This is a genomic window from Aquisalimonas sp. 2447 (genome assembly GCF_012044895.1).
Taxonomy (GTDB): Bacteria; Pseudomonadota; Gammaproteobacteria; order Nitrococcales; family Aquisalimonadaceae; genus Aquisalimonas.
Genome location: NZ_CP050695.1, coordinates 2,533,985 through 2,547,752, shown reverse-complemented (window position 1 = coordinate 2,547,752; position 13,768 = coordinate 2,533,985). Strand labels below are relative to the sequence as shown.

Below are 13,768 nucleotides of genomic sequence, written 5' to 3'. Positions count from 1 at the left end.
AGTCGGGTGGCGTGGCTCAAGCCCTGTGCCTTTCGGTGTGATGTTCATACTCGATCCGCGGTGCCATCCAGTTGGTCCCGATGAAATGGGGTTTGCCGGGGTTGGTGACCGTCAGCAAGACGGCATAGTCCAGCCAGTCGTAATTCGCGTCGAGATGGGTTTCGCCGCCCTGGAGCGCCACGGATACGGCGTAACTGCCAGGGCCCAGATTCATGGTGAAGCGTGCGCGGTAGTCGATCACATCCCCGGGGTTTGCTTCCAGCACAACATGGTCCGTATGCCACGTGTTGGTTCCAAAGACGGAATTGCCCAGTCTGTCCTTGATCAGGTAGCCGGCGACAAGTGGTGCCACGGGTGCATGCACGCGGACCCTGATGTGCAACGCCACGTGCTGACCGACGCTTGCGGTGTCCAGGCAGTGCCCCTCGGCGTCGTACAGCCCGGCGTGCTCGACGCGCGCTTCACCAGTACCGGAGCGGGTCTGGATGCCGCCGCTGGACAGGGGCGAGGTCTCGATGGATGTGTTCTCCTTGCGGGCAATGAGTGCGTTGTAAAGATCCAGCGTCGACTCCGGGTCGCTGTCGCGGACGATCTCGCCGTGGTCCAGCAGTAGGGCCCGATCGCAGAGGCTTTGGACGGCCTCCTTGTCGTGGGAGACGATCAGCAGTGTTGTGCCTTGGCGACGGAATTCGCGGATGCGTGCAAAGCTCTTGTGCTGGAAATAGGCATCTCCCACGGAGAGGGCTTCGTCAATAATGAGGAGATCCGGGCGCGCACCAGTGGCTACGGCGAACGCCACGCGCATCTGCATGCCGCTGGAGTACTTGCGCATCGGCTCATCGAAATAGTCGCCGATTTCGGCGAATGCTTCGATGCCCGGCATCAGGGCGTCGATGCGTTCGCGGGAAAACCCCATCAGTCCGGCAGCGTGGCGGGCGTTCTGGCGGCCGGTGAGTTCAGCATTGAACCCCATGCCCAACTCGAGAATGGCGCTGACGCTGCCGGCGACTTCCACGGATCCGCTGCTGGGCTGCAGTATGCCGGCGAACATCTTCAGCAGCGTGCTCTTGCCGGCTCCGTTTTCGCCAATAATGGCAACCGCCTCTCCGGGGGCGACTTCAAGGCTCACGTCCCGGATGACCCAGTTCTCCGCCAATGGCGGGATCGCGAAGAACCAGCTTGCGATCCGCCGTAGCTCGGATGGAAACCGGCGGTAGACCTTGCCCAGGCCCTGTGCCCGGAGAACGGGGTCATTCCTCATAAGGCATCCACCAGTTCGGGTTTGGCGCGCTGGTAAAGGATTCGTGCGAGGACCAGCAGGCCCGCGGCAATTGCGGCAACCACGGCGAGGCCCGTGAGGGCCGGGGGTTCGCCGAAGGCAAGCACGTTCTGATAGGCGGTGACCAGGTGATACAGGGGGTTGAGTACCAGAGCGGCATGGACCGCGTCCGGGACGATGTGCGCTGGATAGACCACGGGCGTAAACCAGAACAGAAACTGCAGCAGGATGGGCATGATCTGCCCGATGTCACGGAGGAATACGTTCAGAATGCCGAGTATAAGGCCAACACCCAAGGCGAAAGCGAGGGTGATAACGGTGAGAAGGGGGACCCACAGCACCGTGGCGCTTGCGATATGGCCGAGTACCGTGAACACGCCCATCGCAGCCACGAACAGAACAACGTTATTGATCAGGCTCGAGCCAACAACGATCAGCGGTAGAACCAGCCGTGGGAACGCCATCTTCTTGATGAGGTTGCCGTTGTCGATGAAGACCCCAAGGGAGCGAGTGACCACTTCCATGAAAAGGCTCCAACCCAGCATCCCTGCGGTCAAGTAAATGGCGTAGGCGAAGGGGCCCTCGAGCCCTGGCAGTTTTGCCGACAGGACGGCTGACAGAATCAACGCATAGATGAGCACCTGGGATAGGGGCTGAATGACCATCCATAGGCTGCCAAGCCGGCTACGCGCGAAGCGCGCGATCAACTCGTGCCGGATGGAGCTGAGAATGAACTGCCGGAAGTCCCAAGCCGCCTTTAAACCTGCTGCCATGGTCAACCCCGATTGCCGCCCAGAACCTGGGTGTAGACCTCAGATGTGGCCTCGGCCGTGGCAGACCATGTGAAACCGGATGCCTGCCGCGGCCCGGCCCGGCGCAGTCGGGCCGACACGTCACGATCGGTCAGCACCCACTCGAGCGCGTCGCGGATGGCAAGAGTGTCGTATACATCAACACCGAGAGCCGCTGCCTCTGTAACTTCTGCCAGGGCGCCGGTGGCACTGGTAATAACGGGCGTGCCGCAGGCCATCGCCTCCAGTACGGGTAGCCCGAAGCCCTCGTAAACCGATGGGTAGACGAATGCGGCAGCGCCGGAATAAAGCGAGGGTAGCTTCTCATCCGGCACATACCCGAGCCGCCGTACAATTCCCGTGTCACATGCGCGCTTGACCGCTGCGCGAAGGCGTCGATCGGCCCAACCGTCAGGGCCTGCAAGGATTAAGGGATAAGCACTTTGCAGCGGTCTAGGCAGCGCCAGGTAGGCCTCGAGCAGCCGCGCCAGATTCTTTCGCGGCTCCAGTGCTCCGACGGAGAGGACGTATCGCCCAGGGCTGAGGCCATAGGTCTGTGCCGCCGTCTCAGGGCTACAGTCGGCGCGGAAGGCGGCGCGTGCGCCGTTAGCGATGGCGTGCACGCGTTCGGGCCGGATTCCCATCTCGGAAATGAGTTCGTTTCGCACCGTATCCGAGACGGTGATGATTGCGTCTGCTCGCTCGAGTGATGCAGGCAGGACGCGTTCCAGGTGCCGTACCCGGGCCGCCGGGTGGTGCTCGGGGAAGAACCGATGTGACAGGTCGTGCACGGTGACAACCCCGGGGATTGAGACCCGTGGCAGTTCGTAGTCAGGTGAATGAAACACGTCCGTGCCAGGAGGCAGAGCCATCGCCGCGGTGATGCTGCGCAGATGTCGCCAGGCGAGCCCGAGCAGCGCTTTGCCAGGAAGGCGGCGGGCGCGTGCCGCCGGAGCCAAGGCCACTTCCGCGTCCGCGATGGAGGTGTAGCAGCGCCACCCCGAAAGAACGTCGAGTCGCTCCACGGTCTCCGTAGCAGGTAAAGCACGTCCAAGTTCGCGGGTGTAATGGCCAATACCCGTCAGCGGTGGTATCACCGTGTGCCCTTGCAGCACCACATGCATGTTGTTTTCTCTAGCGGCTGCTTTGTTGCGCGAAGTAGCGTACCACTAAGCGGATGTACGGGCATTGGGCCCCGAAGGCTCCTGTGGGGGCGGGCTTGCCAGCTTGTTCATCCGCAACCTAGTATGCAGCGACCTTCTTTCACAGATACACAGGTTCGACGCTTTGGCCTCACGTTCTGCAACTGACTGTTTGCGCACGAATTGCGGGGTCGTGCTCGTAGTTCTCGCCGTTCTCCTGACATGCCTCATGGCGCCGGTTGCTGCCGAGCCAACGGGCTTGGTGGATGTGTACGAAGATGCGTTGGACGCGGACACCCAGTTCCGGGCGTCTGACAGTGCCGTGCATGCGGCGCGCGAACGCGAGCGCGAGGCATTCGGTGCGTGGCTGCCCTCGATCACCGCGAGTGCAGGTGTGGACCGCGTGCGTCGTGACGAGCGGGGCGGGGTCGAGGATGATGACGCCCGCACCTTTACCCGGGAGCAGTACCAGATCCGCCTGGAACAGCCGATCTACAATCGCGGGCATTGGGTGCGCCTGCGCCAGACCGAGCGTGAGACACGACGTACCGACCTGGAGCGCTCCAGTGAGCATCAGGATTTGATGGCGCGCGTCACCGAAGCGTACTTCGAGGTGCTTCTTGCCGAGTTGGAACACGGGCTTGCCCAACAAGAAGTGGAAGCCCTATCAAGCGAAGTTCGCCGCGTCGAGGCGCTCTACGACAGGGAGTTGGCTTCCCGGGCGGATCGTCTCGAGGTTCAGGCGGCTCTGGAAGAAGCGCGTAACGCGAAGCTTGGTGGACAGCATCGAGTCGATGCTGCTTATGAACATCTGCGAGAGATAACGAATCGGCGTTACGCGGACCTGAGAAAGTTACGGGATGATTTTCCCGTCGAGTTGCCTGAGCCGGACAGTGTAGACGTCTGGATAGACCGTGCCATGCAGAATAACCCGCGCCTGATGGCTGCAGAGCAAACGCTTCGGTCACGCCGGGATCAGATCGCTATTGAGCGAGCGCAGCATCACCCGCAACTGAACCTGGTTGCCAGTCATACGTACTTTGACGACGTAGATGACGAGGAGGAACTCTCAATTGCTACACCGGGAAGGCGGTTTGACGAGACCGTGGTCGGTGTTCAGTTGACAGTTCCTTTGTACGAGGGCGGTCAAGTTAGCGCACGATCGCGAGCTGCGGAGCACGATGCGGCACAGGCAAGTCAGCAGGTTGACGGTCTACGGCGCGCTCTGCTGAGTGAGGTGCGGGGCTCGTTTCTGGATGTCGAGCGCGGGGTGACATCGATTCGGGCGCTTCAGCGCTCGGTTTCGGCGCAGACCGCTCGGCTCGAAGCTGTAGAAGAGGAGCTTGGAATCGGGCGAAGATCAGTGGTTGATTTGCTGGAAACACGCAGAGCGTTGATTGAGTCCCGTCTTTCGTTGGCACGCGCCCGCGTGGAATACCTCAGCGCCCACGTCTCGTTACGTTCTGCTGCCGGGGAAATGGATCGTGACGCGGTGCTGTGGCTGGCAGAGTTTCTGGAGTAGGGCGCTCACCACCAACTCTCGGCAATCGCCTTCAGAACATCCGCGAATGCCGTTGACGGGTCGGTAGGTTCATCCAGCTAGTACATCCGGGAGGGCGCAGGGCGATCGACGTGCCCGGCAGTGGACGAGGTCGCGGAGTGCCAGTCGGTTTTCCGGCCGCACTGGGACGCCACCACCGGAGCCATGGCCTGGCTGCGCCGGGTGCGCAAGCGGCACCCGCAGCGGTTGAAGGAGAGCAACGTCAGCCGCGATGGTTCCAGAGCGCAAGGGTGGGCTGTCGCGACTGACGTCGCTCCCACATTGGGGAATGGCACGGCTCTGTGGGAGCGACGTCAGTCGCGACGAGCGGCGCCTGGCCGATACGGCTTCCTTGCCCCAGGCGCGGAGCCTTTAGGCCCAGTGTGTTACTCCAGGAGATCATCCAGATCGACGCCCAGGGCTTGTGCCAGTGCCTTGATAACCCGCGTGGAGCCCGTCCTGGAGCGGGATTCCAGTTGCGAGATGTAGGATTTCCCCACGCCCACCTGCTCGGCAAGTGCTTCCTGCGTCAATTCCCTGTACTCTCGCCATACCTTGATTGGATGATCCGCACCATTGAGTAGCCGCTCCACGACCTCCAGGGGGATTGTCTCTTCTCCCTGTTCAATGGCTCTCGCTGCCTCTTCAGCATCCTTGAGATCCTGCGCCTCTTCCGCCTGCTTGAGCAGACGCTGGTATTCCTCGTAAGGAATCACCGCGTACTCGGGAGCTCCGTTCCTTTCAATGATCTGAACACTCATTTATAGATGTCTCCCCGAGGTCCGACTTTCAGCACAAGAATTACCAGTTCGCCGTCGTCGATGCGGCACAGGGCGCGGTAACTGCCCTGTCTGAGCCGCCAGAATTCTTGCCCTTTCATCGGCTTCCACTGACTGCCTCTCGGTTGCGAGGGATCTTTCGCGATCTCGCTCAATGCCTCCACCAGCTTTCGCGCCTGTGGGGCAGGCATGCGGCGAAGTGCTTTGAGGGCCGCTTTTCGATACCTCATGCTGTGCATCGCAAAAGTTTACTGGGAGGTTTACGGAATGGCAACATCCATCCGCATCAACTCTTGCTCAGCGGTGGACGCCCCCGGGTCAATCCAGCGGCGCGAATAGCGCCTCCACGTCCGCCATCTCCAGGGCCGCGGTGCGGCCTTCGCCGCCGCCCAGCAGCCACTCGCCGAGCTCGGCCTTGCGTTGCTGCAGGGCCATGATCTTCTCTTCCACCGTATCGCTTGTGAGCAGGTTGTAGACGAACACGGGCTGGGTCTGGCCGATGCGGTGGGCCCGGTCGCTGGCCTGTTGCATGACCGCCGGGTTCCACCAGGGGTCGTAGTGGATCACCGTGTCCGCTGCGGTGAGGTTCAAGCCGGTGCCGCCGGCCTTGAGGCTGATGAGGAACAGGGGCACGGCGCCGGACTGAAACCGCTCGATGCGCTCTTCGCGCTTGCGGGTTTGCCCGGTGAGCTTGACGTAGTCGATGCCGGTCCCAGTCAGGGCCTCCTCGATCAACGTCAGCATGCTGGTGAACTGCGAGAACAGCAGGATCCGGCGGCCTTCGGCGACCAGTTCCCGGAGGTGATCCAGCAGCATCTCCAGCTTGGCGGAGCGGTTGACCTTGCGTGCGGCATCGAGCTTGAGCAGTCGGGGATCGCAGCAGACCTGGCGGAGCTTGAGCAGGGCGTCGAGGACGACCACCTGGCTGCGCTCCAGCCCACGACGGGCGACTTCGTCGCGCACGCGCTGATGCATGGCAGCGCGCACGGTCTCGTAGAGATCCCGCTGGGCGCCGGTGAGTTCCGCCTCCCGGCGGATCTCGGTTTTGGCGGGGAGTTCGCGGGCGATGGCCTGCTTTGTGCGCCGGAGCAGGAAGGGCTGGATGCGTCGTTGCAGCGCCTGTTGCCGTCCGTGGTCGCCGTCTTTCTCGATGGGGCGTCGGAACAGGCGGCGGAATTCCGTCGCATCCCCAAGCAAACCGGGGAGCAGGAAGTCGAATTGTGCCCAGAGGTCGCCCAGGTGGTTCTCCAGGGGCGTGCCGGTGAGGCACAGGCGTTGCTGCGCGGTGAGGCGGCGCACGGCCTGGGCCGCCTTGGCGCGCGGGTTCTTCACCGCCTGCGCCTCATCGAGGACCAGCAGATGCAGCGGCTGATTGGCCAGCGCGTCCACATCCCGCGGCACCAGGGCGTAGGTGGTGAGGATCAGGTCGTAGTCGGCGAGATGCGCCATGGCGGCGTGGCGCTCCGGACCGTGCAGCCGGAGCACACGGAGCCCGGGTGCGAAGCGCTCGGCCTCGCGCTCCCAGTTGAACAACAATGACCGTGGTGCGACCACCAGGCTGGGATGGGTGGTGCGGCCGGCTTCTTTCTCCAGCAGCAGGTGGGCGAGCACCTGGATGGTTTTGCCGAGTCCCATGTCGTCGGCGAGGATGCCGCCGAGCTGTTGCGCGGCCAGGGCCTGCATCCAGCTGACGCCGGCGGCCTGGTACTCCCGGAGTGAACCGGTGAGGCCGGCGGGTGGTGTCGCGGGCGTGATGCGCTCCAGGGCGGACAGGCGGCGACCGAAGTCCAGCACCGCTTCGCCGCCCCGCCAGGTCCAGCCGGTGTCGTCCTCCAGCTCCGTCACGGCGGCGGCGCGCACCGCGGGCAGGGTCAGCGCCGCCTCATTGCCGGTCAGGCGCGGGTCGTAGAGTTCACTGAGCGTGCGCAGCATGGGCACCAGCCGCCGCGCCGGCATGGGCACCAGCCGACCATCGCCCAGGTCCACCAGCATGGAGGCATCCAGGTCCACGGCGTCCAGGTGCTTCTGGGACATTGCCTCCGGATCGGATTGAATGAGCCGGATGAGAATGGGCACCAGGGAGTGCCGCTCGCCTTCCACCTCAACGCCCAGCTCCAGGTCGAACCAGGCATTGCCGTCGCTGTCATCCAGATCCGCGTACCAGGCGTCGGCCTCCACCAGCCGGTAGGGGAAGTCGCTGGCGATGTGGATCCGCCAGCCCTGTGCGCGTAGCACGGGCACGGTGCGCGCGACGATATCGAGCCAGTCCTGCTCCTCGCCCGGGACGAGTACGGTGTCCCCGGGGATGTCCATGCGGCGCAGGCCCTGATCGGCCAGGTTCGTCAGGGCGTTGCGCTCGGTACTGCGCTTCCGCTGGATATGCCAGAGCACACCGTCGCGGTGGACCGTTACGGTGTCTTCGTCCCTCGTGGCAGGCACATCAATGCCGTCGTAGTCGAAACTGACGCTGGCGGCCGGTATGCGTTCGTCATCCAGATCGTCTCCGTACGGGAGGTCGGCGAACAGCGGGCGCATGGTCAGGTGCAGGCAGGGGGTGGGCGTCACCTGCGCAACGGTCTTCTCTTCCGGGGGCTGCGGCAGCGGCAGGTCGGCGTCGAGTTCCTGGAGCGGGCCGTGGAGAGAGGCCATGGCCTCCGGTGGCACGGCCGGCGCCTGCAGCAGCGTGACGGCCAGACGTTCGGGGAGGTTCAGTGCGACCGGTCCGGTCTGTCCCGATGTGGGGTCCAGGTACCAGGGTGGTTGCCCCGCCACCACCTGCACCGTGCCGTCGTCGTCCTCCAGGCGCGCGCGCAGGCGCTGTGCACCGGTGTCGTCACCCACCCACTCCAGCCGGGCGGCGCGCTCCGGGCCGCGGTTGAGCACCGGGCCCCTTGCGTCCCCGACATGGGCACGTTCGGTGCTCGCCAGTTCCGCGAGGACGATGGGCAGCGACGCCACGTCGACACTCTGGCGGCTGACATGCAACAGGGGCAGGACGCGCTCATCCACCGGTTGGAGAAACCCGGCTCCCGTGCGCCCGTCTCCGCGATAGGCGTGCAAGGCGCCGTAGCGTCCGTCTTTCCGCGGGCGCGTCTTGTAGGGGGTGACGGTCAGGCTCGCCCGGTCGCCGGGCTCGAGGATATAGATGATGCGGTCGCTGGCGGCCTTGCGGGTCTGCTCGGCGGCCTGCTGCAGGTCATCCAGCCAGAGTGCGATTTCCGGCGAGGTGTTCGGGGCGGTGGCGGGCTGGCGCTGCTTGAGGTCGTTGAGCCGTGCGGCGATCGCGGCTACACCGTGTTTGCAGAATGACCCCACCGGGCAACTGCAATGGACGCTGACGGGGAGATCGGCGTGGAGGTCATGGACGCGGACTTGGGTGTGATAGACATTCCGCTGCGAGCCGCGCACACGGGCATAGAACCCCTCCCTGGCCAGGGTGATGTCCATGACGCGACCGTCATGGGCGTAATGCAGGCCCCGCGCCAGGGTGAGCTCGTCGAAGAGGTCCCAGAGGACGTGTTCGTCGTAGGCCGTGATCCAGCGTTGGAGGCGGTCCATTGGGGTGATTGGGCTCTCGGAGGTTGCCTCGGGTTGATGGGGCGAGAGGATACTGGGTGATGCGTCGACATGCACCCGGCGGGGTCGCCGCTTGCGCCGCCCCTACGGTCGAGGGGTAATAATGATGTGCCGCACATGCAATCCTGGCACCTTCAGGAAGTCACCGTCGCCCGTGACCAGGGTGCCGTCGGGCGCGTGTGTGAGCAGCGACGCGGCCTGCAGGGCGTCCGGCGTCCGCAGCCGGTGGCGCGCGCGGAGTTCAGTCGCTTTGTCGATGACGAGGGCGTCCAGGGCGATGGTCTGCAGGCCGGGTGCGTTGAACAAGTTCCCGCCGCATTCCGCGACTCAATTCCCACAAGGGAATGAGTCGTCGGTCAAGGCGGGCTTTCCTGGCTGAGAACATATTGCTTCACGGTGTCGAGATTGGCCCCACCGCACGTCGTAACTGCGTAGGCGCGCGACCAAAAGTAGGGCTTCCAGAACCACCGCGCAAGACGTTGAGCAAACTCCTGACGCATGCGTCGGGCGCTGACCGTTTTCAGATTCCCGATCAGCCGCGAGAGATCCAGTGCCGGGTGCGCCTCGATGAGGAGATGCACGTGATCAGCCTCGCCGTTGCACTCTGTGAGGCTGCAACCCCACTTGCTGAGCACATCGGCAAAGACCTGCTGGAGGCGCTCGATCATCGCTGCATTCATCACCGGGTTACGGTATCTAATCACGAATACAATATGGTAGTGTAGCCTGAATGCACCGTGACTACGGGTTCTAAGCGTCGTTTTGTGTTTCATTTTAACGCCTGATCTAATATAGTATTGAAATGAAGATCATCCGCTCCGACAAGCTCAGCGTCAAGGTGCAGCAACCCGAGCAGCGTGAAGCCCTCGATGCAACGCTTTTGGTCTATCGCAACCTCGTACGCGATCTGATGACGGTGATGATGACGCACTGGCCTGCGCTTGGCCGCTTCGATGGCAATGCCGTTGTCAAAGAGATCGAGCAGCTGATCCATCCCACGAGCAAACGCCCCGAGGTGCGCTATCCGTACTTCGCGCGCCGTTACTACAAGTTCCCGAGCTACCTCCGCCGCGTCGCCATCATGGACGCCGCCGGACAGGTGCGCTCATTCAATACGCGCTTCGAGCGCTGGCGCGCCGGGGATCGCAAAAAAGCGACGGTGAAGCCGCCCCAGCTTGTTTGTGCGACCAACACCTATCCGGCGCTCTACCGGGGCCAGTGCATTCGCTTCAATAGCGATCACAGCCGGGCAGAAATCAAGGTCGTCCACCGTGGCGACTGGGTGTGGATGGCGTTCGGGCTTGCCGGCGACAAGCGCCATATCAAGCAGGGGAGGCAACTGTCACCGAGTCTGGTCAACAAACGTGGGCGCTACATGCTCTCGGTGCCTGTCGAGAGGCGCGTGCGTCTCCCGAGCAACGCTGATATCGACCGCGTGCTGTCGGTCGATGTCGGGATCAACACCGCCTCCACCTGGGCGGTCATCGACGCAAGCGGCACTGTGCACGCCCGGGGCTTCCTCGGGCGGAGCGACAAAGACCGCGAGGCGCGACTGATCGCCCGCATCCAGAAGGCGGCACGACAGCACACGCGCCACGGCTGCCGGCTCCCACCGGGTTTCTGCGCCCGGGATCATCGCCGGTTGCGTGGGCTGTTCGACAATGCCGCTCACCAGATCAGCCGGCGCATCGTCAACGAGGCGCTGGCACACGGTGCACAAGCCATTGCCGTCGAGCAGCTCAAGGGCTGGCGACCAACGGCTGGCCGACGGCGCTCAGGGTTGCGCCAGCGCTTCCACCGCTGGTTCCACCGACTGCTTGTCGAGCGCATCGAGACGAAGGCGGCTGAGGCCGGACTGCGAACCCTTGCTGTCTACCCCCGAGGCACCTCCTCCCAGGCGTTTGATGGCTCCGGCAAGGTGCGGCGGGACAAGGGCAATGCGAGCCTTTGCACCTTCCCTGGCGGCAAGCGTTACAACACTGACCTCAACGCCGCTTACAACATTGCGGCAAGAGGCATTGTCAGTATTCACCGCCCGGCCCGAGAGGGTCAGGCGGGTGCGGGGCGGCCAAAGTCCGCCTCCACACCGCGAAGCCCGGTGACGCTCTCCAGCCTGTGGCCAACGGCCATGGCTGCTGCGTGAGTGATCGGATTCCGCGACTCAATTCCCGTTAGGGAATGAGTCGTCGGAGGCTTCAAAAACGCATCGTACTGCCCGAGTAGAGGCTGGTTGTCGTCGCGCAAAGGTCGGACGCGACACTCCAGCCTGCTCAATGCGGATACCGCGAGGGGCGGGGGTGGCTCTGAGAATGACTCGTGCAGGGCGGTGCGGACGGCAGCCTGTGTGTCCGCAGTACCTTCCATCAGGAAGATGATGGCGCTTGCGTCCAGCAGAATCACCTGGTGATGTCCCAGTGGTCCCGTTCGGTTCGGAGTTCGTCAGCAAGCTCCCGCGCCGGCCGACCCTCTGACGTTCCGGCCAGGGGTCCGTTCAGCAACTGATTCCACAGCGTTCTCGAATCCTCCTGGTGCGTCCGCAACCGCTGGTATTCCTCCTCGGAGAGAATCACGTAGCTGGGGCGATTGCGTCTGATGACGTGGACCGGCCCGTGCTGCAGGGCCTCGTCGACGGCAGAGATGCCCCGGCGTTTGATTTCTTGCGCCGAGATGGTGTGATCCATGTGAGAGTGTCCTCGGTACTGAATGCAGTACTGAATAAAGTATCACGGGAGGCGTGCCAAATCATCGGATCCACGAGACAGGCGCGCGGTGTGCGAGACGCGCGTCCCCGTCTTTTTGCCCATTGGCGAATGCGTATAATGCGGAACAGTCGCCCAACCGCAGCCCGCGCAATCACCGCCAGGAGTCCCGGGAAAACCAATGAGCAAGCGCGAAACGCCCGCCGCGAAGAACTTCATCCGCCAGATCATCGACGAGGACCTGGAACGGGGGCTCAATGACGGGCGCGTGGCAACGCGCTTCCCGCCGGAGCCGAACGGCTGCCTGCACATCGGCCACGTGAAGTCCATGTGTCTGAACTTCGGCATCGCCTACGATTACGGCGGCACCTGCAATCTGCGCTTCGATGACACCAACCCCGACGCGGAAAGCCCGGAGTACGTCGCCGCCATCAAGGACGATGTGCAGTGGCTGGGATACGAATGGACGAACCTGCGCTTCGCCTCGGATTACTTCGAAGAGCTCTACGGCTTCGCCGAGGAGTTGATCCGCAAAGGGAAGGCCTACGTCTGTGACCTGAACGCCGAGCAGATCCGCGAATACCGGGGCACGCTCACCGAACCGGGCCGGGACAGCCCCTACCGTGAGCGTTCGGTTGAAGAAAACCTCGATCTGTTCCGGCGCATGCGGGCCGGGGAGTTCACCGACGGCAGCCGGGTGCTGCGGGCGAAGATCGACATGGCGTCGCCGAACATCAACCTGCGCGATCCGACGCTGTATCGCATTCGCAAGGGGGCGAGCCACCACCAGACGGGCGAGACGTGGGCCATCTACCCCATGTACGACTTCACCCACACCCTGTCCGATGCGCTGGAGGGCATTACGCACTCGCTGTGTACCCTGGAGTTCGAGGATCACCGCCCCCTCTACGACTGGTTCCTGGACAACATCGACGTGCCGAGCCGCCCCCGCCAGTACGAGTTCGGGCGGCTGAACCTTGAGTACATGGTGCTCAGCAAACGGCGGCTCACCGAGCTGGTGGAGCAGGGCATCGTTGATGGCTGGGATGATCCGCGCATGCCCACCATCGCCGGCATCCGCCGGCGCGGGTTCCCGCCGGAGGCGCTGCGGGATTTCTGCGCCCGCATCGGCGTGACCAAGTCCGACGGCATGGTGGAGATGGCCATGTTGGAGAACTCGGTGCGGGAGGCGCTGGATGCTGCCGCGCCCCGCGCCATGGCGGTACTCAATCCGTTGAAGGTGGTGATCGAGAACTATCCCGAGGGTGAGCGGGAGTCGCTGACCGCGGCCAACCACCCCAAGGACGACTCCTTCGGCGAGCGTACGGTCACGTTCACCCGGGAGGTCTACATCGACCGTGACGACTTCATGGAAGTGCCGCCCAACAAGAAGTACAAGCGGCTGAGCCTCGGTGGCGAGGTGCGCTTGCGCAATGGCTACGTGATCCGTTGCGACGAGGCGATCCGCGACGACAACGGGGAGATCACGGAGCTGCGCTGCAGCTACGATCCGGCGACGCTGGGCGCCAACCCCGAGGGCCGCAAGGTCAAGGGCGTGATCCACTGGGTCTCCGCCGAGGACGGCGTGCCGGCCACCATCCGGCTCTACGACCGGCTGTTCAACGTGCCCAACCCCGGCGCCGACGGCGACTGGAAGCGGGACCTCAACCCGGACTCCCTGGTGACCGTCGAGGGGGTGGTGGAGCCTTCGTTGGCCCGGGCCGAGCCGGGCGCTCGCTTCCAGTTCGAGCGCGAAGGTTATTTCTGCGTGGACCCCCACGACAGCACCCCGGAACGGCCGGTGTTCAACCGCACCATCACGCTGCGGGACACCTGGGAGAAGATCAGCCAGCGCGAGGGGTGAGCGCGACGGCAGCACGGCCTTGTAGGAGCGGCTTCAGCCGCGACAGAGTGGCCCCCGGCTTCTGGAATGATCGCGACTGACGTCGCTCCCACAATTGG

11 protein-coding genes and 1 pseudogene are annotated in these 13,768 nt (G+C 63.8%); 3 read left to right on the top strand and 9 right to left on the bottom strand.

Features of this window, described 5'->3' with window-relative positions:
* Window positions 1–16: 16 nt before the first annotated feature.
* The 3 genes from KU884_RS11955 to KU884_RS11945 are packed head-to-tail and all read right to left on the bottom strand — an operon-like array spanning window position 17 to window position 3,194.
* Window positions 17–1,261, bottom strand: a complete 1,245-nt coding sequence (locus KU884_RS11955) for an ABC transporter ATP-binding protein (protein WP_167782855.1) — start codon at window positions 1,259–1,261, stop codon at window positions 17–19.
* The gene (locus KU884_RS11950) at window positions 1,258–2,052 is read right to left on the bottom strand and encodes an ABC transporter permease (RefSeq protein ID WP_167782854.1); all 795 of its coding nucleotides are present in this window, start codon (window positions 2,050–2,052) and stop codon (window positions 1,258–1,260) included. The genes KU884_RS11955 and KU884_RS11950 overlap by 4 nt, the downstream gene beginning before the upstream one ends.
* Window positions 2,053–2,054: 2 nt before the next feature.
* Complete coding sequence (locus tag KU884_RS11945; protein ID WP_167782853.1) at window positions 2,055–3,194, bottom strand: glycosyltransferase family 1 protein; 1,140 nt, start codon at window positions 3,192–3,194, stop codon at window positions 2,055–2,057.
* Window positions 3,195–3,441: 247 nt separating this feature from the next.
* On the opposite strand from KU884_RS11945, the gene KU884_RS11940 reads away from it, so the two are divergent.
* Window positions 3,442–4,734 (top strand): TolC family outer membrane protein, encoded by a 1,293-nt coding sequence (locus KU884_RS11940; RefSeq protein ID WP_167782852.1) that lies wholly within the window; start codon window positions 3,442–3,444, stop codon window positions 4,732–4,734.
* A gap of 404 nt (window positions 4,735–5,138) precedes the next feature.
* Here KU884_RS11940 and KU884_RS11935 read toward each other — a convergent pair whose 3' ends face one another.
* From KU884_RS11935 to tnpA, 5 genes and pseudogenes are all read right to left on the bottom strand, one after another.
* Window positions 5,139–5,513, bottom strand: coding sequence for a helix-turn-helix domain-containing protein (locus KU884_RS11935; protein ID WP_167782851.1), 375 nt, complete (start codon window positions 5,511–5,513; stop codon window positions 5,139–5,141).
* Window positions 5,510–5,761 carry a type II toxin-antitoxin system RelE/ParE family toxin gene (locus KU884_RS11930; RefSeq protein ID WP_254432038.1) on the bottom strand — a complete coding sequence of 84 codons (252 nt, stop codon included), beginning with the start codon at window positions 5,759–5,761 and terminating at the stop codon, window positions 5,510–5,512. The genes KU884_RS11935 and KU884_RS11930 overlap by 4 nt, the downstream gene beginning before the upstream one ends.
* Before the next feature lie 88 nt (window positions 5,762–5,849).
* Window positions 5,850–9,089, bottom strand: coding sequence for a DEAD/DEAH box helicase (locus KU884_RS11925; RefSeq protein WP_167782849.1), 3,240 nt, complete (start codon window positions 9,087–9,089; stop codon window positions 5,850–5,852).
* 102 nt (window positions 9,090–9,191) lie between these two features.
* A pseudogene (locus tag KU884_RS11920) lies at window positions 9,192–9,410 on the bottom strand (type II toxin-antitoxin system VapC family toxin); the annotation flags it as partial.
* A 53-nt stretch (window positions 9,411–9,463) separates the two neighbouring features.
* Complete coding sequence (gene tnpA / locus KU884_RS11915) at window positions 9,464–9,880, bottom strand: IS200/IS605 family transposase (RefSeq protein WP_167782847.1); 417 nt, start codon at window positions 9,878–9,880, stop codon at window positions 9,464–9,466.
* A gap of 29 nt (window positions 9,881–9,909) precedes the next feature.
* Here tnpA and KU884_RS11910 point away from each other — a divergent pair, with 29 nt between their 5' ends.
* Window positions 9,910–11,250, top strand: a complete 1,341-nt coding sequence (locus KU884_RS11910) for an IS200/IS605 family accessory protein TnpB-related protein (RefSeq protein ID WP_254432037.1) — start codon at window positions 9,910–9,912, stop codon at window positions 11,248–11,250.
* A 253-nt stretch (window positions 11,251–11,503) separates the two neighbouring features.
* Here KU884_RS11910 and KU884_RS11905 read toward each other — a convergent pair whose 3' ends face one another.
* The gene (locus KU884_RS11905) at window positions 11,504–11,788 is read right to left on the bottom strand and encodes a type II toxin-antitoxin system Phd/YefM family antitoxin (RefSeq protein ID WP_167782846.1); all 285 of its coding nucleotides are present in this window, start codon (window positions 11,786–11,788) and stop codon (window positions 11,504–11,506) included.
* A 199-nt stretch (window positions 11,789–11,987) separates the two neighbouring features.
* On the opposite strand from KU884_RS11905, the gene KU884_RS11900 reads away from it, so the two are divergent.
* A complete protein-coding gene (locus KU884_RS11900; protein WP_167782845.1) occupies window positions 11,988–13,670 on the top strand; it encodes a glutamine--tRNA ligase/YqeY domain fusion protein in 1,683 nt (560 codons plus the stop codon).
* Window positions 13,671–13,768: the final 98 nt, after the last annotated feature.